Raw genomic sequence first — 20,718 nt, forward strand, 5'->3', positions numbered from 1 at the left:
GGGGCCGCTTCCCAGCGAAGTGGTCCACCTCCCGAAGTTACGCCGGGTGCTCGGCACCGTCACCCGGACATATCGGTCCGTGCGCCCAGCGGTCAGGCGAAGAGGGCGCCGACGACCTCGCGGAAGACCCGGGTGTGCAGGTCGACGTCGTCCCGCGAGGTCTCCGGGCACATCAGCGCCATGTTGTGGAACGGCGTCATGAGGATGCCCCGGTTGGCCATCGCGAGGTGCAGGTAGGCGTCGAGCGCGTCGTCGGCTGCCGCGGCGGACTCCTCACCCGAGCGCGGTGCCGGGCGGGCGAAGCGGTACTCCGCCCGCGCACCGAGCCGGCTGATCGACCACGGGACGTCGAGCTCGTCGAGGGTCTGCTGGACCCCCGTCGTGAAGGCGGTCGCGAGCTCGGTCATGTGGGCGAAGGCCTCGCGGGTCAGCACCTCGCCGAGGGTCGCTCGCATGGCAGCCGTCGAGAGGGCGTTGCCGGCGAGGGTGCCCCCGACGCCGCCCACGTCGACGATGTCGGCGTCGCCCGCCTCGGTGTGCCGGGTGATGGCCTGCGCGACCTCGCGCGACAACCCGTAGGCGCCGCACGGGATCCCGCCACCGATGGACTTGCCGATGACGAGCATGTCGGGCTCGAGGGACCACGCGGTCGTCGCGCCGCCCCAGCCCGCCGAGAAGGTGTGCGTCTCGTCGACCATCAGCAGCGCGCCGTACCTCGTGGCCAGCTCCCGCACGCCCTCGAGGAACCCGGGCTCGGGCAGGACGATCCCGATGTTGGTGAGGGCGGGCTCGGTGAGCACCGCCGCCACGTCGCCGTGGGCCAGCGCCGCCTCGACCGAGGCGAGGTCGTTCCACGTCGCGACGCGCGTCGTGAGGTCGAGGTCGACCGGGGGAGCGACGTTGCCGGGACGGCTCTGGGCCTTGCCGTCGGGTCCGGGCAGCGCGAACGCCTCGTCGACTGAGCCGTGGTAGCAGTAGGCGAAGACGAGCACCTTGGGCCGCCCGGTCGCGAGCCGCGCCAGTCGGATCGCCCACCGGTTCGCGTCGGTGGCCGACAGCGTGAAGCTCCACAACGGCATACCGAACCGTCGCTCGAGCTCGGCGCCCACCCACTGCGCGTCAGCGGTCGGGAGCATGGTCGTGATCCCGCCGAGCTCACCGGCCCGCTGCTGCACCGCGGCCACGGTCGCGGCGGGAGAGTGCCCCGCCATGGCGCCGGTGTCGCCGAGCGCGAAGTCGACGTAGGTGTGGCCGTCGACATCGGTCACGCGGTTGCCCGAGGCGTGGTCGAGGTAGAGCGGGAAGCCGCCCGACCACATGTTCATCCACGTCATCGGCACCCGGCCGAAGAGGTTGCCGGCTTCCTCGAAGAGGGCGCGGCTGCGTGGGTGCCGTCCGGTGTATGCCGCCTGCTCGGCTTGCAGGAGGGTGGCCAGCCGGGCGCGGTCGAGGTCTGCCATGGGGACACGCTAGGACCGCGAGCCGGCCGCCCGCACGAGACTGCGGATTCCGTAGGTGGGGGGTCTCAGCCCTTGACGTAGGAGAGCTTCTCGCAGATGAGCCCGTCCCGGAACCGGATGACGTCGACCCCGCGGATGTGGCCGGGAGCGCCCTGGTCGTCGGTCCAGCTGTAGGACCACCGGACCACGGCCCGGTCGCCCGCGACGAACTGCTCCTCGGTGGAGAACAGCGGGTTCGTGGTCTCGGCGAACATCTGGGTCCACACGGAGTGGGCGGCGTCGGCTCCCTCGTGGCGGACCCCGTCGGGTGCCGGACCGGTCGCCTCGAACACGCAGTCGGCGGTCATCTCGAGCCGGGCCGCGTCCATGTCGCCGCTGCCGAAGGCGCGCAGGAAGCGGGCGGCGCAGGCGTGGTTGGGTCCCCACTCCGCGTCTCGACCGAAGGTGGCGAGCAGGTCGCCCTGCTGGCCGCCGTGCGAGATCGCGCGCGCCCCCACCGCTCCACCGTCCCGGTACAGCTCCTCGCGGTCGGCCCACCAGCGGGCCACCCCTGCCATGAGCACCGGGTCGAGGCGTCGGTCGGTCCCGGTGGCCGCCGACAGGTCCCAGGAGTGGATCAGGTGGTCGGCGGCGAGCTGCCAGACGTACTCGGACACCTCCGTGTCGCCGAACGAGAGCGGCACGGTGCCACCCCGGGGGAGCCGGTCCGCGACCGACGTCGTGGCCGCCTTCGCCGCATCGATCGACCGACCGACCGGGTCGTCACCGAGCAGGTCGCCGTCGAGGCTGGAGCCCACCTCCTCGATGGTCCGCCCCTCCAGGAGGGCGGCGGTCCACAGGTCCTCCGAGGTGATGTGGTTGACGAGGTCGCGCACGGTCCACTCGCTGCAGGGGGTGGGGGAGTCCCACTGGTCGTCACGGACGGCGACGACGACGTCGGCCCAGCGCTCGACCGTGCGGTGGTACAGCGTGTTGAGGTCCATCAGATCGCTCCGCTCTCCAGTGCCGTTCGGGTGGCGTCCACCCACCAGGCGAGGTCCGTCCTCTCCCGGGCCCGGATCGCCGGATCCGGGTGCTCGACCGCGTCGAGCGCCTTGTTCCACCCCAGCCAGACCATGGCCGACAGCAGTCCGAGGTGCATGGTCCGGTCGTCGCACGCCGGCCCGGCCGCCGCGCGGTACCACCCGATCAGGTCCTCCCTGGTGGCGTCGACCACCGAGGAGCACCCCGCGACGAACCGGGCGACGTCGAGGGCTCCCGGTCCCTGCGTCGCCATCGCCCAGTCGAGGAGGACGAGGTCGTCACCGTCGAACGCCATGTTGACGGTGGCGAGGTCACCGTGGGCCAGCGTGGCCGGCGCGTGGTGCAGGGCCGTCACGAGCGGAGCGGGATCGTCGAGCAGGCCGAGCACGGCCTCGGCGACGTCGGTGGGGACGGCGTCACCAAACAGCTCCCACCCGCGCAGCGCCAGCTGCATGAGCTCGACCTCGGCCAGCTCCGCCGCCCGGATCCGGCGCGGCGTGAAGAGCGTCAGGACGAGGTCCAGCGGAGCCAGGTCGGGCGGCGCCTGGCCGAGGAAGGCGCGGTGGAGGGAGGCGACTGCCGTCATCGTCCGGGCGGCCCGGTCGGGCGAGAGCCGGTCCGCCCAGCTCAGGACGTGGTCGCCGAGGTCCCGCAGGACCAGGACGGTGCTGTCGCCCTCGACCCACCCGTCCACCACGGCGTGACCGATGCCGGGGGGCAGCCGGTCGAACGCGCCGTCGCGCCACAGGAGGTACTCCCTCGACGGCCCGCCACCCGTCATCGCCAAGGTCACGTCGTGCTGGGGGTCGACCCGCTTCACCACGAGCGCACGCCCGTCCCGGAGCCGGACCCGCTCGAGCCCCGCCCCGGACTTGCCCACGTGGTCCGAGACCACCGTGCGTTCCACGACCTCGCGCAGGACGTCGCCCGCTGCCACGAGTTCACCGTGGCACCTTCCGCGACGGCCCGCCATGGCCCGTTGGAGCCACTCGCACGGAGGTGCCTAGGCTGCCCCCATGGCCCGGCAACGCGTACCCGAAGGACCCCCACCCGCCCTGGCGGTGCAGAAGCTGCGGATCCGGTACGCCAAGCGGGGCCGGCTGCGGTTCTCCTCGACGCGGGACTTCCAGCGTGCCCTCGAGCGCGCCCTGCGTCGGGCTGGGGTGCCGATGGCGTTCTCGGCCGGGTTCCACCCGCACCCCAAGATCAGTTACGCGAACGCGGCGCCGACGGGGACCGCCAGCGAGGCGGAGTACTTCGAGATCTCGGTGACCGAGCGGGTCGACCCCGAGTCGGTGCGCCGAGCCCTCGACGAGGCGCTCCCCGAGGGCCTCGACGTGCTCGAGGTGGTCGAGGCCGCTCCGGGCGCCCTCGCCGACCGCCTCCAGGGCAGCGACTGGGTGCTGGACTTCCCGGGGGTCACGGCCGAGCAGCTGCAGGCCGCCGCAGACCAGCTCCTCGCGCTCGACCGGGTCGAGGTGACCAGGACCTTCAAGACCGGGCCCAAGACGTTCGACGTGCGGTCTGCCGTCGTGTCGATGACCACCGAGCCGTCGCAGCGGCCCGACTGTGCGATACTTCGGGTGGTTGTACGGCACACCACACCGGCCGTACGCCCCGACGACGTCCTGACCGCGCTGCGAGCAGCCACGGAGCTGGCGCCACCGACACCACCCCTGGTGACCCGACTGGCGCAAGGCCCGCTGCGACCCGCAACCGCTGGGGTGGCTGATCCACTGGCTGCCGACAAGGACGACGACGGCGCCTGACCTGGTGCCGCGCGACCTGCGCGAGCCTCGACAGGCGTAGCCCAACCGACTTCCGTGCCGACGGCACCCGCCGCCGACACGAGCAACACCGCGCACCACGTGGCCGAGGGAGAGTCCGATCCGGACTCTCGGTGTGGCCTTCGCCCGTGGGTGACGGAAGGACGCCACGGATGGCCTCCACGGAAGACCTGTTCAACCCCGACTCCTCGTCGCAGGACGCTCCCTCGGAGAGCACCGAGAGCGCCGAGAGCACCGAGAGCGCCGAGAGCGCCGAGAGCGCCGCTGGGGGCGATAGCGCCGCTGGCGCCGACAACGCCGGGGGCGCCACGAGCGCTCCGGCGCCGGCCCGCAAGCGCGCCCGTCGGGCCACCAAGAAGGCCTCCGCGCCGGTGGCACCCGCCGAGGGCGAGGCCGACCAGCCGGCCACCACCGAGTCCACTACCGCTGAGTCCGCTACCGCTGACTCCGCGGCACCGGCCGAGGGCGACGCACCGGCTCCGAAGACGGCCAAGAAGGCCGCTGCCAAGAAGACCGCCGCCAAGAAGGCGACGGCGAAGAAGACCACCGCGAAGAAGGCCACCGCCAAGAAGGTGAGCAAGGCCGCCCCCGCGGACGAGCCCGCGGCCGAGCCGACCGCCGAGGACGCTGCCGCAGCCCTGCTCGCGGCCCCGACCGACGCCGCCGGCGATGCCGCCGCCATCGAGCCCATCCCGAGCGAGGACGAGGACGAGCTGGGCGCCGACGGGCAGCCCACCGCGGCCACCGTCCCCAGCTTCGGCGTGCTGTTCCAGGCGCCCGACCCGGCCGCCGCCCGGCCGACCCGCCGTCGCGCCGCGACCAAGGCCGCCGGCCCGCCGCAGGTCGCCGCGCCCGCTTCCGACACCGCGGACTCCGCCGAGACCGCTGAGGCGTCCGGCGCGGACGCCGCCACGGACCTGCCGGCCGCCGAGGACAAGGCCCCGGCGCCCCGGCGTCGTCGTGGCCGAGGCCGCGGCGCCCAGGCTGACGCGCAGTCCGCCGAGGCCGACGACACCGCCGCCGAGCCGGCCGACCAGGACGACCAGGACGACGCGAGCCAGCACCGCGACGACGAGACCGACGGTGGCGGCGAGGGCGGTCGCCGTCGTCGTCGCCGCGGTGGCAAGGGTCGCGGCCGTGGTCGCGGTCAGGGCGAGTCCGACGCCGCCGCGTTCTCTGACGAGGACGAGGAGGCCGGCTCCGACACCCAGGACGCCGAGGCACCGGACGACCAGGGCCTCGAGGGTGACGGCTCGTCGAGCCGTCGTCGCCGTCGTCGTCGCCGCAGCGGTTCCTCCGCCGAGGGCGACGACCCGCCCGGCACCGTGACCCGGGTGCGTGAGTCGCGCCGCGACGAGCCGCAGAGCGTCAAGGGGTCGACCCGCCTGGAGGCCAAGAAGCAGCGTCGCCGCGAGGGCCGCGAGGCCGGTCGTCGCCGCACGATCATCACCGAGGCCGAGTTCCTGGCCCGTCGCGAGAGCGTCGAGCGGGTGATGGTCGTCCGTGAGCGCGAGGGCCGCACCCAGATCGGCGTCCTCGAGGACAACGTCCTGGTCGAGCACTACGTCTCGCGCGAGACCAACGCGTCGATGGCCGGCAACGTCTACCTCGGTCGGGTCCAGAACGTGCTCCCGTCGATGGAGGCCGCCTTCGTCGACATCGGCAAGGGCCGCAACGCCGTGCTCTACGCCGGTGAGGTCAACTGGGACGCCGCGGGCCTGGAGAACAACCAGCCGAAGCGGATCGAGAACGCCCTGAAGTCGGGTGACACCGTCCTCGTGCAGGTCACCAAGGACCCGATCGGCCACAAGGGCGCCCGCCTGACCAGCCAGATCTCGCTCCCGGGCCGTTACCTGGTCTACGTGCCCGAGGGCTCGATGACCGGCATCTCCCGCAAGCTCCCCGACACCGAGCGCAGCCGCCTCAAGGGGATCCTCAAGGAGGTCGTCCCGGACAGCGCCGGCGTGATCGTGCGCACCGCCGCCGAAGGGGCCAGCGAGGAGGAGCTGCGCGCCGACGTCGAGCGGCTCACCAAGACCTGGGACAAGATCAAGGCCAAGGCCGACTCCAAGAGCAAGGGCAAGGGCGGCGCGCCGTCCCTGGTCCACGGCGAGCCCGACCTGACCGTGCGGGTCATCCGCGACGTGTTCAACGAGGACTTCACCTCGCTCGTGGTGGCCGGCGACCAGGCCTGGGGAGAGGTCAGCGAGTACCTCGGCGACGTCGCCCCCGACCTCGCCGAGCGGCTGAAGAAGTGGACCTCCGAGGAGGACCTGTTCACCCACTACCGCGTGGACGAGCAGATCGCCAAGGCCATGGACCGCAAGGTCTGGCTGCCCTCCGGTGGCTCCCTGGTCATCGACCGCACCGAGGCCATGACCGTGGTCGACGTCAACACCGGCAAGTTCGTCGGGTCGGGTGGCAACCTCGAGGAGACGGTCACCAAGAACAACATCGAGGCCGCCGAGGAGATCGTCCGCCAGCTCCGGCTGCGCGACATCGGCGGGATCATCGTCATCGACTTCATCGACATGGTGCTCGAGAGCAACCGTGACCTCGTCGTGCGACGCCTCCTCGAGTGCCTCGGCCGCGACCGCACCAAGCACCAGGTCGCCGAGGTCACCTCGCTCGGCCTGGTCCAGATGACCCGCAAGCGGGTCGGGTCCGGTCTCATCGAGGTCTTCTCCGAGAACTGCGAGCACTGCGGTGGACGCGGGATCATCGTGCACGCCGACCCGGTCGAGAAGCCGTCCGGCGGTGGCGACGGTGGCCGCGACAGCGGTCGCGACAACGGTGCCAACGGCGGCGGTGCCGGCGCCGGTGGCCAGGCCGCCCGTAGCGGTCGCGGTCGTCGTGGTCGCGCCGGTGCGGCCGGCACGACGCCCGAGCCGGCCCCCCAGCCGGTGCACTCCGGGCCGACGCCGGCTCAGATCGCCGCAGCGGCGCACGCCGCGGCTCTGAAGTCCGCCGACCACCACCACGACGACCTGCACGGCGACCACGACCTCGACGACGCCCAGGACGCTCCGGCCCTCGAGGTGCACGAGGACGTCGAGCAGCAGCAGCCCGACCGCGGCGACACCGAGTCCGTGGCCGAGTCCGTGGCCGAGCCCGTGGCCGAGGAGGCCCCCGAGCCGGAGCCGGCCCCTGAGCCGGAGCCCGAGCCGACCCCGGAGCCGACCCCGGAGCCGGAGCCCACGCCCGAGCCCGTCGCGGCCGCCCCCAAGCGGCGTCGGCGCGGCCGGGTCGTGGCACCCGCCGGACCGCCTCGTGCGGTCGCGGGCGACGACGCCGGCTCAGGCGGCGCGGAGGCGCCCGCCGAGCACTTCTGAGCCGGGCGGCATACCGGTGGGTTGACTGCTGGTGTGCCGCACGACCGCCGGTTTGGTCGGCACGCCCTCCACCCGGTAATCTTGTGCCTTGGTGCGCCCACCGTCCGGCGTCCGCGTCTGTGTTCGCTCACTTCGGTGTTCGATCGCAGCGTGGGTAGCTGCCGGCCGGTCCAGACAGAGAGCGCGTGCCACCCGAAGTAGGAAAGAGAGTTCCACGTGTACGCGATTGTTCGCGCTGGTGGTCGCCAGGAGAAGGTTTCCGTCGGCGATGTCCTCATCATCGACAAGGTCAGCGGCAAGGCCGGCGACAGCATCGACCTCGTCCCCCTTCTCGTCGTCGACGGGTCGACCGTGACCAGCGATGCCGACAAGCTCGCCAAGGTCTCCGTCAAGGCTGAGGTCGTCAAGGCCGCCAAGGGCCCCAAGATCACGATCATGAAGTACAAGAACAAGACCGGCTACCGCAAGCGTCAGGGCCACCGTCAGCACCTGACCCAGGTCAAGATCACCTCGATCGACGCCTGAGTTTCGGACCAGAGACCCAGAGAAGGCAGGTACTGACATGGCACACAAGAAGGGTGCGTCCTCGACCCGTAACGGTCGCGACTCGAACGCACAGTTCCTCGGCGTGAAGCGCTTCGGCGGCCAGCTCGTCAACGCGGGCGAGATCCTCGTCCGTCAGCGCGGCACGCACTTCCACCCCGGCGACGGCGTCGGCCGTGGCGGCGACGACACGCTGTTCGCGCTCGTCAAGGGCAACGTCCAGTTCGGCACGAAGCGTCGGCGCAAGGTCGTCAACATCGTCCCGCTGGAGACCTCGGACGCCAGCTGAACTTCCGGGCGAAGCAGGAGATCAAGAACTTTCGGTATGCCGCGTGGCCTGACCACGTGACGCACCGCACCGGAGGGGGCGGGCCCGACACGGGCCCGCCCCCTCCGCACGTCTTTCCCATGATCGTCTTTACTTGAGTACGTCCTCACCGACCAGAAATGAGAGCCCCATGACCACGTTCGTCGACCGCGTCGTGCTGCACGTCGCCGCCGGCGATGGCGGACACGGCGTGGCCTCGGTCAAGCGCGAGAAGTTCAAGCCGCTCGGCGGCCCCGACGGGGGCAACGGCGGGCGGGGTGGCAACGTCATCCTGCGGGTCGACCCGAACGTCACCACGCTCCTCGACTACCACCACCACCCCCACCGCAAGGCGACCAACGGCAAGCCCGGCGCCGGTGACGAGCGCAACGGCGCCGACGGCGGCGACCTCGTGCTGACCGTGCCCGAGGGCACCGTGGTCAAGGACGGCTCCGGGGACGTGCTGATGGACCTCGTCGGGCTCGACGGGGAGTTCGTCGTCGCCAAGGGTGGTCGCGGTGGCCTGGGCAACAAGGCCCTCTCGTCGGCCCGTCGCAAGGCGCCCGGCTTCGCCCTGCTCGGGGAGCCCGGCGACGCCCTCGACATCGTGCTCGAGCTCAAGTCCCTGGCCGACGTCGCCCTGATCGGCTTCCCGTCGGCGGGCAAGTCCTCGCTCGTGTCGGTGCTGTCGGCCGCCCGGCCGAAGATCGCCGACTACCCGTTCACCACCCTGGTCCCGAACCTCGGTGTGGTGCAGGCCGGCGAGAGCCGGTTCACCATCGCCGACGTGCCGGGCCTGATCCCCGGCGCCAGCGAGGGCAAGGGCCTGGGCCTGGAGTTCCTGCGCCACGTCGAGCGGTGCTCGGTGCTGGTGCACGTCATCGACTGCGCGACGCTCGAGCCCGGTCGCGACCCGATGACCGACCTCGACGTCATCGAGCGCGAGCTCGCCCAGTACGTCCCGGACGCGACGCTGGGTGGTCGCCCGCTGGCCGAGCGCACCCGCATCGTCGTGCTCAACAAGTCCGACGTCCCCGACGCGCTCGAGCTGGCCGAGATGGTCAAGCCCGACCTCGAGGCGCGCGGCATCGAGGTCTTCGTCGTGTCCGCCGTGGCCCACACCGGGCTGCGTGAGCTGACCTTCGCGATGGCCCGACACGTCGCTGAGGCCCGCGCCGAGATCGAGGCGGTCGCCGCGGCCACGCCGCAGCGCATCGTCATCCGGCCCAAGGCCGTTGACGACTCGGGTTTCAAGGTCATCCGCGAGAACACCGCCGACGGTGAGGTCTTCCGCATCGAGGGGGAGCGCCCCACCCGCTGGGTCCGCCAGACCGACTTCTCCAACGACGAGGCCGTCGGCTACCTCGCCGACCGGCTCGGCCGGGCCGGCATCGAGGAGGCCCTGTTCAAGGCCGGTGCGGTGGCCGGGGCGACCGTGCTGATCGGGCCGAAGGACAACGCGGTGGTCTTCGACTGGGAGCCCACCCTCGTGGCCGGGGCCGAGCTGCTCGGCGCCCGCGGCACCGACCTGCGGCTCGACGAGGCCACCCGCCCCACCCGAGACGACAAGCGGGCCGACTACGCCGAGCGCCGGGTCGCCCGGACCGTCGCCCGCGACGAGCTGGCCGCCGAGCGGCGGGCCGGCCACTGGGCCACTGCGAAGGACGAGGACACCGAGGAATGAGCGCGGTCGACCGCCGGGGCGACGTGGCGCGCGCCCGGCGCCTGGTGGTCAAGATCGGCTCCTCCAGCCTGACCGACGTCGGCGGAGGGGCGCTCGACGAGCAGCGGCTCATCGCCCTCGTCGACGTGCTCGCGAAGCGCCGCAACGCCGGCCACCAGGTCGTGCTGGTGTCCTCGGGTGCCATCGCCGCGGGCATCGCACCCCTGGGGCTGACCAAGCGGCCGTGGGACCTCGCGACGCAGCAGGCGGCAGCCAGCGTGGGGCAGGGAGCCCTCGTCGCGGCATACCAACGTGCCTTCGGCGCCCACGGGCTGACGGTGGGGCAGGTGCTGCTCACCGCCGACGACGTGACCCGGCGCTCGCACTACACGAACGCCCGCCGCACCCTCGACCGGCTGCTCGAGCTCGGGATCGTGCCGATCGTCAACGAGAACGACACCGTGGCCACCCACGAGATCCGGTTCGGCGACAACGACCGGCTGGCGTCGCTGGTGGCCCACCTCGTGCACGCCGACGGCCTCGTGCTGCTCACCGACGTCGACGCCTTGTACGACGGGCCCCCGACCAAGGCGGGCAGCAAGCGCGTCCCCACGGTCATCGGGGGCGCGGGGCTCGACGACGTCGTCATCGGCGGCACCGGGTCGAGCGTCGGCAGCGGCGGCATGGTGACCAAGGTCGAGGCGGCCTCGATCGCCAACGCCGCCGGCATCACGACGGTGCTGACCAGCGCCGAGCAGGTCGAGCGGGCGCTGGCAGGGGAGGACGTCGGCACGGTCTTCGTCCCGACCGGCTCGAAGCGCACCTCCCGCAAGCTCTGGCTGGCCCACGCCACCACCCCGATGGGGCGCCTGCTGCTCGACCCCGGAGCCGTGCGCGCGGTGACCGAGCGTCGGACCTCCCTGCTGCCGGCCGGGATCACCGGCGTCGAGGGCACCTTCTCCGACGGCGACCCGGTCGACCTCTGCGCGCCCGAGGGCCGCGTGATCGGCCGTGGTCTCGTCAACTACACCTCGGCCGAGCTGCCGGGGATGCTGGGTCGCTCGACGCGCGAGCTGGCCAAGGAGCTGGGTCCGGAGTACGAGCGTGAGGTCGTGCACCGCGACGACCTCGTCATCCTCTAGCCCGCACCCTGAGGTGTGCCGCGTGGCCGGGTCAGCGCAGGGGCGGCCCGATCGTGCGGGCCGAGCCCTGCACGACCTGCTGTCCGTCGGCGAGGCTGAGCACGGTGCGGTCGCCGAGCTCGCGGTGGAGGGTCACGTCGACCATCCGCACGGCGCCGATCGCCGCGCAGGCGATGTCCTGACCACTGGGCTCGCGCGGGATCTGCACCACGGCGACGACGACGGCCTGGTCCGACTCGAAGGCCTCGCCGCGGTAGTCGGCACCGCACGCCCCCGGCTCGTCGGGCGCGCCGGTGAAGACCAGGGTCATCGTCCGGCCGTCCGGAGCGAGGTCGAAGGACTCCGGGCGCAGGCCGTCGCCGGGCGCGGGCGTCCAGTCCACGGGGGTGCGGACGAGAGCCGACGCGGGGATCGCCACCCGGAGCAGGGTCACGGCGGTGCCGTCCAACGAGAACCGCCAGCCGGGCACGGTGACGACCCCTGCCGAGGTCCGCACGTCCATCGTGGTCAGCACCGCTCCGGTGACCCGCAGGTCGGTGCACCCGTCGCAGTTGCTGCGCCGCGAGGTCATCGCCGCGAGGGCGTCGTCGGCGGAGACGACGGTCGTCGTGACGCCGCCCACCGTCCCGTCGAGCACCCGACCCGGCCCGGGGGCGTCGGGCAGCGGGGCGACCGCCACGAGGTGACCGGTGAGCCAGGCCAGCTTGTTGTTCTCGCCGACCGCGGGCTCCCAGTCGCCCTCCTGCTGCTCGAGCTGGTCGCCGAGGTCGAGGGCGGGGGAGTCGCTGGTCTTGCGGGCGTCGGCGTACCGGTCGAGCAGCTGGGCCGCCCGCTGCGCCCGGTCCCGGTCGTCCATGGTCGGCGAGGCGGAGCCGCCACCTCCCGCGCCACCGCCCACCGATCCGCAGGCAGCCAGCAGCGTGGCGGCCAGGACAGCGGCGACGGCGGGGGAGAGCCTGCTCATACCGGTGGGACGTCCACGCCCGGAGAAAGGTTGCGTGCGCGGGCCGTGTGGTCTCACGGCAGCCGGGTGACCTCGAACTGCATCTGCGGCTCGGCGATGGTGGCCTGCGACTGGACCAGCTGGAGCTCGCGCTCGCCCGACTCCAGGGTGTTGGCCAACAGGTCGAAGACGCTGCTGGCCGTGCGGGCCAGGGCGACCGCGGGGTCGCCGGTCGCGAGCAAGTGGGCGGTGAACAAGGCCGCGGTGACGTCACCGGAGCCGTTGGCCTTCATCGGCAGCCGCGGGGTCTGCACGATCCACGCGCCGTCGTCGGTGACGGCCATCATCTCGATGGTGTCCGCCGGTGCGTCCGGACGTTCGACGCTGGTCACCAGGACGATGGAGGGCCCCATCGCCCGGGCCAGCTCGACGGACGCGAGGGTCTCCTCGACGGTGTGCGGCTCGGTGCCGGTGAGGAAGCCGAGCTCGAACTGGTTCGGCGTGATGAGGTCGGCGGCCGGCACGACCCGCTCCCGCAGCAGGACCGGGATCGCCGGGTGCACGAAGCAGCCGCTCTTCGCGTTGCCCATCACCGGGTCACAGGCGTAGATGGCGGCAGGGTTGGCAGCCTTCACCTTCGCGACGGCGTCGAGGATGACGTCGCCGATGTCCTCGCCGCCCTGGTAGCCCGACAGCACCGCGTCCACGCCGGGGAACGCCCCGCGCTCCTCGACCCCCCGGATCACGGCGCGCACGTCATCGGCGGGCAGCAGCGGGCCGCGCCACTCGCCGTAGCCGGTGTGGTTCGAGAAGTGCACCGTGTGCACCGGCCACACCTCGACCCCGAGGCGCTGGAGGGGGAAGACGGCGGCGCTGTTGCCGACGTGGCCGTACGCGACCGAGGACTGGATCGACAGGATGCTCACCCCAGCATTCAACCAGCGAGCCGTCCGGGGCAGGGTGGGCAGGCCATGCACTGCCCCAGCCGTGGGGGGCAGTGCATGGCCTGGCGAAAGGGACCCACCCGGCTGCTGGACCGGCGGGTGGCGGGGTGGCCACGCGGCATACCCTTGGAGCATGGCTGAGATCGACCCCGCCGCCGTCGAGCAGGTGGCCACCGCGGCACGCGCCGCACGGGTGGCTTCGCGCCGCCTGGCGCTGCTGTCCCGCGCCGACAAGGACGCCGCGCTGCTCGCGCTCGCCGACGCCCTCGACGCCGCCACCGACCGCATCGTCGCCGCCAACGGCGACGACCTCGAGCGCGGACGCGCATCGGGTATGCCGCAGGGTCTGCTCGACCGGTTGGCGCTCGACCCGCAGCGGGTCGCCGACGTGGCCCAGGCGCTGCGCGCCGTCGCGGCGCTGCCCGACCCGGTGGGGGAGGTGGTCCGCGGCTCGACGCTCGCGAACGGCCTCCAGATCCGTCAGGTCAGGGTGCCGATGGGTGTGGTGGGCATGGTCTACGAGGCCCGCCCGAACGTCACCGTCGACGCGGCCGGCCTCGGCCTGAAGTCCGGGAACGCGGTCATCCTGCGCGGCGGCTCGGCTGCCGAGTCGACCAACCGGGCGCTGGTCGAGGTGCTGCGCACCGGTCTGGAGGCGCAGGGCCTGCCCGCCGACTCCGTCACGCTGCTCGAGGGTGGCCGCGACGCGGTGCGGGCTCTCCTCACCGCCCGCGGGCTGGTCGACCTGATCATCCCCAGGGGCGGGGCCGGGCTGATCCAGACCGTCGTCACCGAGTCGACCGTGCCGGTGATCGAGACCGGCATCGGCATCGTGCACGTCTACGTCGACGCCGCCGCCGACCTCGACAAGGCGCTTGCGATCACGGTCAACGCCAAGACCCATCGTCCGAGCGTCTGCAACGCCGCCGAGTCCCTGCTCGTGCACGAGGCCGTGGCGGCGGACTTCCTGCCCAAGGTGCTCGCCGAGCTGTCCGGGGCGGGGGTGGCGCTGCACACCGACGACGCCTCCGGTGCCGCCGCCGAAGCGGCCGGTGTGCCGCACCAGGCCGCCACCGAGCAGGACTACGGCACCGAGTACCTCGCGCTCGAGATGAGCGTCCGGGTGGTCCCCGACCTCGACACCGCGCTCGAGCACATCCGCACCTACAGCTCGGGCCACACCGAGGCGATCGTGACCGAGGACCGGGCGGCCGCCCGGCGGTTCACGAACGAGGTCGACTCCGCGGCCGTGATGGTCAACGCGTCCACCCGGTTCACCGACGGTGGCGAGTTCGGGTTCGGCGCGGAGATCGGCATCTCCACCCAGAAGCTGCACGCCCGCGGCCCGATGGCGCTGCCTGAGCTGACCACGACCAAGTGGATCGTCGAGGGCGACGGACAGGTGCGCGCCTGAGCCGGCCGCGCGGCATACCGGGGGCCGGTCACGCGGGTCCACGCGAACTGGCAGGATGAGCGCCCGTGGAAGGCACTGAGTAGTTTGGAAGGCACCGAGGTCCGCAAGCTGGCCGCGCTCGAGGATGCGCACTGGTGGTACCGCGAGCGGCGCCACCTGTTGGGCCGGATGATCGGCGGGCTGCGTCCCGGCACCGCGCTCGACATCGGCGCGGCCGGTGGCGGCAACACGCGCGTGCTGCGCCGGGCCGGCTGGTCGGTCAGCGCGCTCGAGTACGGCGCCGACGGGGCCGAGGTCGCTGCCGAGCGCGGTCTCTCCGTGGTGCGGGGTGACGCCACGGCGTTGCCGGTGAGCGACGACAGCCTCGACCTGGTCGTGGCCTTCGACGTGCTCGAGCACATCGTCGACCACGACACCGCCGTGTCCGAGGTGCGCCGGGCCCTGCGCCCAGGTGGGATGTTCCTCATCGCGGTGCCCGCCGACCCCAGGCTGTGGTCGGACCACGACGTGGCGGTCGACCACGTGCGCCGCTACACCCGCGACACGCTGCGTGCGGTCCTGGAGCGGAACGGGTTCGAGGTCGCCTCGATGACGTCCTGGAACGTGCTGCTGCGTCCGGTCGTCGCCCTGCGGCGGCGCAAGGCGAGCGGCTCGGACCTCGAGACCGTGCACCCCCTCGTGAACCTGGGCCTGCGCGCGATCGTGACGGCCGAGCGCTACCTGCCGCTGAAGGCTATGCCCGGCGTGACGCTGATGGTGCGGGCTCGTCCGCGGCGGTGACCGGCCCCGTGAGCGAGTCGTAGGCGACGAAGTAGGTCGGTCGGGCCTGCAGGTGCGCGTACATCCGTCCGACGTACTCGCCGAGGATCCCGACGCACAGCAGCTGGACCGCCCCCACGCCGGCAACCGCCACGACCGTGGACGTCCAGCCCGGGAGGGTGTGGCCCAGGGAGGCGGCGACCAGCGCGTACGCGAGCAGGCCCAGCGCCGCGAGGCCGCCGAGCAGGCCCAGCCAGGTGGCGGCGCGCAGGGGAGCGGTGGAGAAGCCGGTCACGCTGTCGAGTGACAGCCGGATCATCTTGGACAGCGGGTACTTCGAGCTGCCCGCCGCCCGCTCGTCCCGCCGGTAGGTGACCGAGGTCGACGGGAAGCCCAGGGCCGGGACCACGAAGCGCAGCACCCGGTGGTGCTCGGGCAGCGAGTTGATGGCGTTGACGGTCGCCCGCGACATCAGCCGGTAGTCGCCGGCGTCGACCTGGGCGTGGGTGCCCGACAGCACGCGGATCACCCGGTAGAAGGCCTTGGCGCTGAGCCGCTTGAAGGCCGAGTCGCTGGAGCGGTCGGACCGCACGCCGTAGACGACGTCGGCCCGCTGGGCGCGCGCCTGGGCGAGCATCTCGGGGATCACCTCGGGCGGGTCCTGCAGGTCGGCGTCGAGCGTGACGACGTAGTCGCCACGGGCGCTCGCGAGCCCGGCCGAGATGGCGGCCTGGTGACCGGCGTTGGCCCGCAGCCGGACGATCCGCAGCTGCGGCCAGTCACGCATCAGCCGCTGGAGGACTGCGGGGGACAGGTCGTCGCTGCCGTCGTCGACGGTGATCACCTCGTAGGTGGCGCCGAGCCCGTCCGCCACGGGTCGCAGCCGCGCGGCGAGCAGGGGCAGCACGTCTTCCTCGTTGTACACGGGGATGACGATGCTGAGCTCGGGGGCCATGTCCCAAGGTTACGGGGACAGGCCACGTCGACACGCAAAGGTCTCTAGAAGCAAAGGTCTCTAGAAGCAAAGGTGAGGGCCCCTCGAAGTATGAGTTCGAGGGGCCCTCGGGTGGAGATCCTCCCGGCCGCTGGCAGAACCAGCAGCTGGGCGGATCGCCGGGTGCGGAGTCCGGCGCCACCGAGGTGGTGCCCTGTCCGCTGCGGGACACCCGGCCGCCGAAGCGGCCTGGTCTCCCACGTGTGGTGTCGGTGTCACCCCGCCGAAGCGGGTGCGGTGTCAGCCACGGGGTGCGGGTCCTGTCGTCACCGAGGTGACGGCACTTCCCACGTGCGGGTCCTGTCGTCACCGAGGTGACGGCACTTCCCACGGTGCGGGGTCGCTCGCCACCGAAGTGGTTCACGGCTCCACGTGTGGTGTCGGTTTCCCCACCGGAGTGGGTCTGTTGTCGGCCACGGGGTGCGGGCTGCCCGGTCACCGAAGCGACCTGACGTCCCACCAGCAGGCTTCGTCCTCACCGAGGTGACGGCGACCCCCACTGTTGGTGCAGCTCCCTGGGCCGGCGAACCGCCCCACGGTGCTGCCCCGTTCGACCGCCCACGCCCCCCGGCGAACCGGGTGTTGTGGCCACTGCGACGGTGGCGCCTGGTCGCTCCGGCGAACCGGTGCGGCCAAGGCGATGCGATCTGGCCAACGGGCCCGGCGTTCCTCCGCGGCGTCGCCCGCGAACCTGTCTGCCCGAAGGCTTCGAGGACCTCGTCCGAGCGAACCCGGTCGAGGCGGTCGTCCGTTATCCGGTTGACCTGTGCTCCTGCCTCGTGGCCGTCCGAGTCTCCTCGTCTCGACCCTCCGACTGGAGCGCGTGAGAGATTTCTAGTGGCCCGATCCGTTGTGCCGCAATAGGTTTCGCGCACCTTTTTCTGTCCACGGGTTTCCCACACGGTTGTCCACACCCGGGTGTGCGCAACGCACAGGTTGTGCACACCCCTGTGCACAACATCCGTGGACAGCGCGGGCTTGCGCAGCCCGACGGTGATGGTCGCGGGGAGGGGGTCGGCGGCAGGTACGCTGTGGGGCATGTCGTCGTCTGCCTTCACCCTGGTCACTGCCGCCGAGGAGCACACCCGCGAGCTGCCGATGTCCCCCTACGCGTTCGGGGCCATCGCCATGGTCGCGTTCCTGGCCCTCCTGGGCGTGCTGTGGTTCTTCCGCGGCGTGGCGACCAAGGTCGCGACCGGCGGAGCCCACGGCACGCATGCGTCGGCCGGCCACCACGACGCCCATGCCGACCACCAGGGCAGTCACCACTGACCATGCGCCTCGGAGTGATGGGCGGGACGTTCGACCCGATCCACCACGGCCACCTCGTGGCCGCCTCCGAAGTCCAGACCCGGTTCGGGCTCGATGAGGTCGTCTTCGTGCCCACCGGCCAGCCGTGGCAGAAGGACGCGCGCGAGGTCAGCCCGGCCGAGCACCGTTACCTGATGACCGTGGTCGCGACGGCCTCCAACCCCCGCTTCACGGTGAGCCGGGTCGACATCGACCGCCCCGGCCCCACCTACACGATCGACACCCTGCGCGACCTGCACACCGAACGGCCCGATGCCGAGCTGTTCTTCATCACCGGCGCCGACGCGCTGGCCCAGATCCTGTCGTGGAAGGACGCCGACGAGCTGTTCCGGCTGGCCCACTTCATCGGGGTGACCCGTCCGGGCTACCTCCTGTCGGAGTCGGGCCTCCCGGCCGACCGGGTCACCTTGCAGGAGGTGCCCGCGATGGCGATCAGCTCCACCGACTGCCGGGCGCGCGTCGAGCGCGCCGAACCCGTCTGGTACCTCGTGCCCGACGGCGTCGTCCAGTACGTCAACAAATACCGCCTGTATGCCGCCGGCTCACCCGCCGGCGCACCGGCACGAACGTAGGAGAGCAGTGCCCGCCACCGAACGATCCCTTGACCTGGCCATGACGGCCGCCAAAGCAGCAGACGACAAGCTCGCCACCACCGTGGCCGGCATCGACGTGAGCGAGCAGCTCGCCCTGACCGATGTCTTCGTGATCGTGTCGGCGAGCACCGACCGACAGGTCGGCGCCATCGTCGACGAGGTCGAGGACCAGCTCCGCGAGAAGGGCGCCAAGCCGATCCGCCGCGAGGGCGAGCGGGACGGCCGCTGGGTGCTGCTCGACTTCGGCGACATCGTCGTCCACGTCCAGCACGACGAGGAGCGGGAGTTCTACGAGCTCGAGCGGCTCTGGAAGGACTGTCCCGAGATCGACCTCGGCGTGCCCAAGCGCCGGGACGCATGACCGCTGCGCGACGCGTCCTGCTGGTCCGGCACGGCGAGACCGACCACAACGCCGGTGGCGTCTGGCAGGGGCAGCTCGACACCCCCTTGTCCGACCTCGGCGTGGAGCAGGCCCGTGCCGCGGGCCGGGCCATCGCGGCATACCGGCCCTCGAGGGTGATCTCCTCCGACCTGGCACGGGCGGCGGTCACGGCCCAGCACGTGGCGGAGGCGGCCGGGGTTCCGGTGACCCTCGACCCCCGCTGGCGTGAGATCCACGTGGGGCAGTGGCAGGGGCTGCACACCAGCGAGGTGCGAGCCCGGTATGCCGACCTGCTCGTGGAGATGGACCGGGCCGACGTCCGCCGCGGCGTCGACGGCGAGACGCTGGCCGAGGTCGGCAGTCGTGCGGGGGAGTCCTTGCGCGAGGTGCTGGACGACCTCGGCGACGACGAGTGCGTCGTCATCGTGGCGCACGGGGTCTCGAGCCGGGCCGCCATCGCCCACCTGCTCGGGATCGACCAGCACCTGGCCACCCATGCGCTGGCGACCATGGGCAACTGCCACTGGGCGGAGCTCAGGCAGAGCCGGATCGGGTGGCAGCTGAGCGCGTGGAACGCGCACGCCTGACGCGGTGGACCCCGGTCCACCCGCCGATTTGGAGATTGGGTGGGGGTACTGGGTAAACTTCCGCAGTCCCCTCCGGGGGACATCCCCCTCGGGAGATCCGGGGCTGTGGCGCAGTTGGTAGCGCACTTCCATGGCATGGAAGGGGTCAGGGGTTCGAATCCCCTCAGCTCCACAAATACGGAACGGCGCCTGACCTGCGAAATCGCAGGTCAGGCGCCGTTTTCGCTGGCCGTCGCCAGTTACTAGTTCCTGCGCCGGAAGCGCGATGCTTGACTGACTGCTTGACTTACACGTCCCGGGAGGGCGCGTTTCGCCAGTCTCCACGGTCCCTGGGGGTCCCCTCACGTGCTTGGACGTCCGAAGTTCTCGCTGTCACTTCCCATGCCGGGAAGATGTCGGTCTGCGGCACCAGGGCGTCCGTCTCTAGGCCGAACTCGCTTTGCCTCGCCCGGCATACCGCGCCCCATCAGGGACGACGTCACTGGAAGCCCACCGACGAGTCGTGGCGCAGCAGTGCTCGCCCGACCACTGCCATGCCCACGGCGGTGAGGGACCACGCCACGAAGTCGACCTGAGGGCTTCCCAGGATGACCGTGGCCACGAAGTGCAGCGGCTGCGAGACCGCGGTCACCCAGCCGGCCCACGCGGGGATCCGTCCAGAGCGCACGAGCGCGATCCCGAGCAGGACCGTCCCCGGGACGTGGCCCATGACGAAGATGCCGATCGCGATGTCGATGGTCGGATGTGCGGCCAGGAAGAGCGCAGTGGCCTGAGTGGTAGACAGGTCGGCTTCCTGCGCGCTCCACAGGACCTGGTCAGAGGCCAGCATGATCCCTAGCGCGAGATAGCCGGGAACGGCGAGGCCCAGGGCCCACGTGGTGAGGCGAGGCGACGCGGCGCGACAGAGGCCGGCCGCTGTCATCACGCCTGGCACCAGGGTGAACACTGCGATGAACCCGAGCCACAGGACCGCGGACTGTGCACCGGGGTGGCGCCCGACCTCGGCGACGGTCTCCTCGGGTGATCCTGCGGTGTAGTAGGGAAGGATCAGGCGCAGCACGGCCACGGCCGCCGGTCCGAGCGGCAGGAGCAGCGCCGTCGCCCAGGTGCTGAAGGCTGGGGACGAGCGGCGGACAGGTGCGGCAGCGACGTCCGACGTGCGGGTGCTCATGACGTCACGATCCGGGCGTCGGTACGACCGATGAGCAAGATGCCCATGACGGTCAGCACCACCGTGGCGGCGGCAGCGGCCTGCGCCGTTGCGGGTACGTCGTCGACCAAGAACGCAGGCAGGGCGGCGACGGCGGAGAGCGCCCGCAGGCCCACGAGGAGACGGATCGGGCGGCTGCCGTCTCGGAAGGCCCGGATCACGAGCGCCAGGCTGATCAGGCCCAGCGCTGTAACCAGGGCGGCGACGGAGTAGGGCGGGGTGTTGCCGTCAGTGAGCAGGAGCATCGAGCAGTCGGCCAGCGACAGCAGGCCGAGGATGCCTAGTCCCGCGCGACGGCTGGTGGCGGTCGAGGAATGCATGGTG

At 72.0% G+C, this 20,718-nt stretch carries 20 protein-coding genes and 1 tRNA gene; 13 read left to right on the forward strand and 8 right to left on the reverse strand.

Annotation, left to right across the window (positions count from 1 at the left end; all coding sequences use genetic code 11):
• Positions 1–92 precede the first annotated feature (92 nt).
• From ASG91_RS10780 to ASG91_RS10790, 3 genes are all read right to left on the reverse strand, one after another.
• Positions 93–1,460 (reverse strand): transaminase, encoded by a 1,368-nt coding sequence (locus ASG91_RS10780; protein ID WP_056922627.1) that lies wholly within the window; start codon positions 1,458–1,460, stop codon positions 93–95.
• A 65-nt stretch (positions 1,461–1,525) separates the two neighbouring features.
• The gene (locus tag ASG91_RS10785) at positions 1,526–2,443 is read right to left on the reverse strand and encodes a TIGR03086 family metal-binding protein (protein ID WP_056922628.1); all 918 of its coding nucleotides are present in this window, start codon (positions 2,441–2,443) and stop codon (positions 1,526–1,528) included.
• Positions 2,443–3,420, reverse strand: a complete 978-nt coding sequence (locus ASG91_RS10790) for a phosphotransferase (RefSeq protein ID WP_056922629.1) — start codon at positions 3,418–3,420, stop codon at positions 2,443–2,445. The genes ASG91_RS10785 and ASG91_RS10790 overlap by 1 nt, the downstream gene beginning before the upstream one ends.
• A 79-nt stretch (positions 3,421–3,499) precedes the next feature.
• On the opposite strand from ASG91_RS10790, the gene ASG91_RS10795 reads away from it, so the two are divergent.
• From ASG91_RS10795 to proB, 6 genes are all read left to right on the forward strand, one after another.
• On the forward strand, positions 3,500–4,252 hold the full coding sequence (locus tag ASG91_RS10795; RefSeq protein WP_056922630.1) for a TIGR03936 family radical SAM-associated protein: 753 nt from the start codon (positions 3,500–3,502) through the stop codon (positions 4,250–4,252).
• Between the two features lie 170 nt (positions 4,253–4,422).
• Complete coding sequence (locus tag ASG91_RS10800; RefSeq protein WP_082594083.1) at positions 4,423–7,602, forward strand: Rne/Rng family ribonuclease; 3,180 nt, start codon at positions 4,423–4,425, stop codon at positions 7,600–7,602.
• A 216-nt stretch (positions 7,603–7,818) separates the two neighbouring features.
• Positions 7,819–8,127 carry a 50S ribosomal protein L21 gene (gene rplU, locus ASG91_RS10805; protein WP_056922631.1) on the forward strand — a complete coding sequence of 103 codons (309 nt, stop codon included), beginning with the start codon at positions 7,819–7,821 and terminating at the stop codon, positions 8,125–8,127.
• Between the two features lie 37 nt (positions 8,128–8,164).
• Positions 8,165–8,434 (forward strand): 50S ribosomal protein L27, encoded by a 270-nt coding sequence (gene rpmA, locus ASG91_RS10810; RefSeq protein WP_056922632.1) that lies wholly within the window; start codon positions 8,165–8,167, stop codon positions 8,432–8,434.
• 169 nt (positions 8,435–8,603) lie between these two features.
• Entirely contained in the window at positions 8,604–10,136 is a 1,533-nt protein-coding gene (gene obgE, locus ASG91_RS10815; protein WP_056922633.1) for a GTPase ObgE, read from the forward strand.
• Complete coding sequence (gene proB / locus ASG91_RS10820; protein ID WP_056922634.1) at positions 10,133–11,257, forward strand: glutamate 5-kinase; 1,125 nt, start codon at positions 10,133–10,135, stop codon at positions 11,255–11,257. The genes obgE and proB overlap by 4 nt, the downstream gene beginning before the upstream one ends.
• Positions 11,258–11,288: 31 nt before the next feature.
• Here proB and ASG91_RS10825 read toward each other — a convergent pair whose 3' ends face one another.
• Both ASG91_RS10825 and pdxY read right to left on the reverse strand, forming a co-directional pair.
• Positions 11,289–12,221 carry a hypothetical protein gene (locus ASG91_RS10825; RefSeq protein WP_056922635.1) on the reverse strand — a complete coding sequence of 311 codons (933 nt, stop codon included), beginning with the start codon at positions 12,219–12,221 and terminating at the stop codon, positions 11,289–11,291.
• Positions 12,222–12,274: 53 nt separating this feature from the next.
• Positions 12,275–13,126 (reverse strand): pyridoxal kinase PdxY, encoded by an 852-nt coding sequence (pdxY, locus tag ASG91_RS10830; protein WP_056922636.1) that lies wholly within the window; start codon positions 13,124–13,126, stop codon positions 12,275–12,277.
• Between the two features lie 151 nt (positions 13,127–13,277).
• On the opposite strand from pdxY, the gene ASG91_RS10835 reads away from it, so the two are divergent.
• Together ASG91_RS10835 and ASG91_RS10840 are read left to right on the forward strand one after the other, a co-directional pair.
• Positions 13,278–14,558 carry a glutamate-5-semialdehyde dehydrogenase gene (locus ASG91_RS10835; RefSeq protein ID WP_056922637.1) on the forward strand — a complete coding sequence of 427 codons (1,281 nt, stop codon included), beginning with the start codon at positions 13,278–13,280 and terminating at the stop codon, positions 14,556–14,558.
• 84 nt (positions 14,559–14,642) lie between these two features.
• Positions 14,643–15,338, forward strand: a complete 696-nt coding sequence (locus ASG91_RS10840) for a bifunctional 2-polyprenyl-6-hydroxyphenol methylase/3-demethylubiquinol 3-O-methyltransferase UbiG (RefSeq protein WP_056922638.1) — start codon at positions 14,643–14,645, stop codon at positions 15,336–15,338.
• On the opposite strand, the gene ASG91_RS10845 is transcribed toward ASG91_RS10840, so the two are convergent.
• Positions 15,292–16,272 carry a glycosyltransferase family 2 protein gene (locus ASG91_RS10845; RefSeq protein WP_056922639.1) on the reverse strand — a complete coding sequence of 327 codons (981 nt, stop codon included), beginning with the start codon at positions 16,270–16,272 and terminating at the stop codon, positions 15,292–15,294. The genes ASG91_RS10840 and ASG91_RS10845 overlap by 47 nt on opposite strands.
• A gap of 1,077 nt (positions 16,273–17,349) precedes the next feature.
• Between ASG91_RS10845 and ASG91_RS10850 the strand changes: the two genes are divergently transcribed.
• The 5 genes from ASG91_RS10850 to ASG91_RS10870 all read left to right on the forward strand — a co-directional run bounded on the left by ASG91_RS10850 (position 17,350) and on the right by ASG91_RS10870 (position 19,356).
• Positions 17,350–17,583: a hypothetical protein gene (locus ASG91_RS10850; protein WP_056922640.1), complete on the forward strand. Its 234-nt coding sequence runs from the start codon at positions 17,350–17,352 to the stop codon at positions 17,581–17,583.
• A gap of 2 nt (positions 17,584–17,585) precedes the next feature.
• Positions 17,586–18,194 (forward strand): nicotinate-nucleotide adenylyltransferase, encoded by a 609-nt coding sequence (gene nadD / locus ASG91_RS10855; RefSeq protein ID WP_256363723.1) that lies wholly within the window; start codon positions 17,586–17,588, stop codon positions 18,192–18,194.
• Positions 18,195–18,201: 7 nt separating this feature from the next.
• Positions 18,202–18,576 (forward strand): ribosome silencing factor, encoded by a 375-nt coding sequence (rsfS, locus tag ASG91_RS10860; protein ID WP_082592622.1) that lies wholly within the window; start codon positions 18,202–18,204, stop codon positions 18,574–18,576.
• A complete protein-coding gene (locus ASG91_RS10865; protein ID WP_056922642.1) occupies positions 18,573–19,184 on the forward strand; it encodes a histidine phosphatase family protein in 612 nt (203 codons plus the stop codon). Before rsfS ends, ASG91_RS10865 begins: the two co-directional genes overlap by 4 nt.
• Before the next feature lie 99 nt (positions 19,185–19,283).
• Positions 19,284–19,356, forward strand: a tRNA-Ala gene (locus ASG91_RS10870).
• Between the two features lie 306 nt (positions 19,357–19,662).
• Here the strand turns inward: ASG91_RS10870 and ASG91_RS10875 are convergent.
• On the reverse strand, positions 19,663–20,355 hold the full coding sequence (locus ASG91_RS10875) for a DUF4386 family protein (protein WP_056922643.1): 693 nt from the start codon (positions 20,353–20,355) through the stop codon (positions 19,663–19,665).
• Positions 20,352–20,714, reverse strand: coding sequence for a hypothetical protein (locus ASG91_RS10880; RefSeq protein ID WP_056922644.1), 363 nt, complete (start codon positions 20,712–20,714; stop codon positions 20,352–20,354). The genes ASG91_RS10875 and ASG91_RS10880 overlap by 4 nt, the downstream gene beginning before the upstream one ends.
• Positions 20,715–20,718 lie beyond the last annotated feature (4 nt).

Source organism: Phycicoccus sp. Soil802, from assembly GCF_001429605.1.
Taxonomy (GTDB): domain Bacteria; phylum Actinomycetota; class Actinomycetes; order Actinomycetales; family Dermatophilaceae; genus Pedococcus.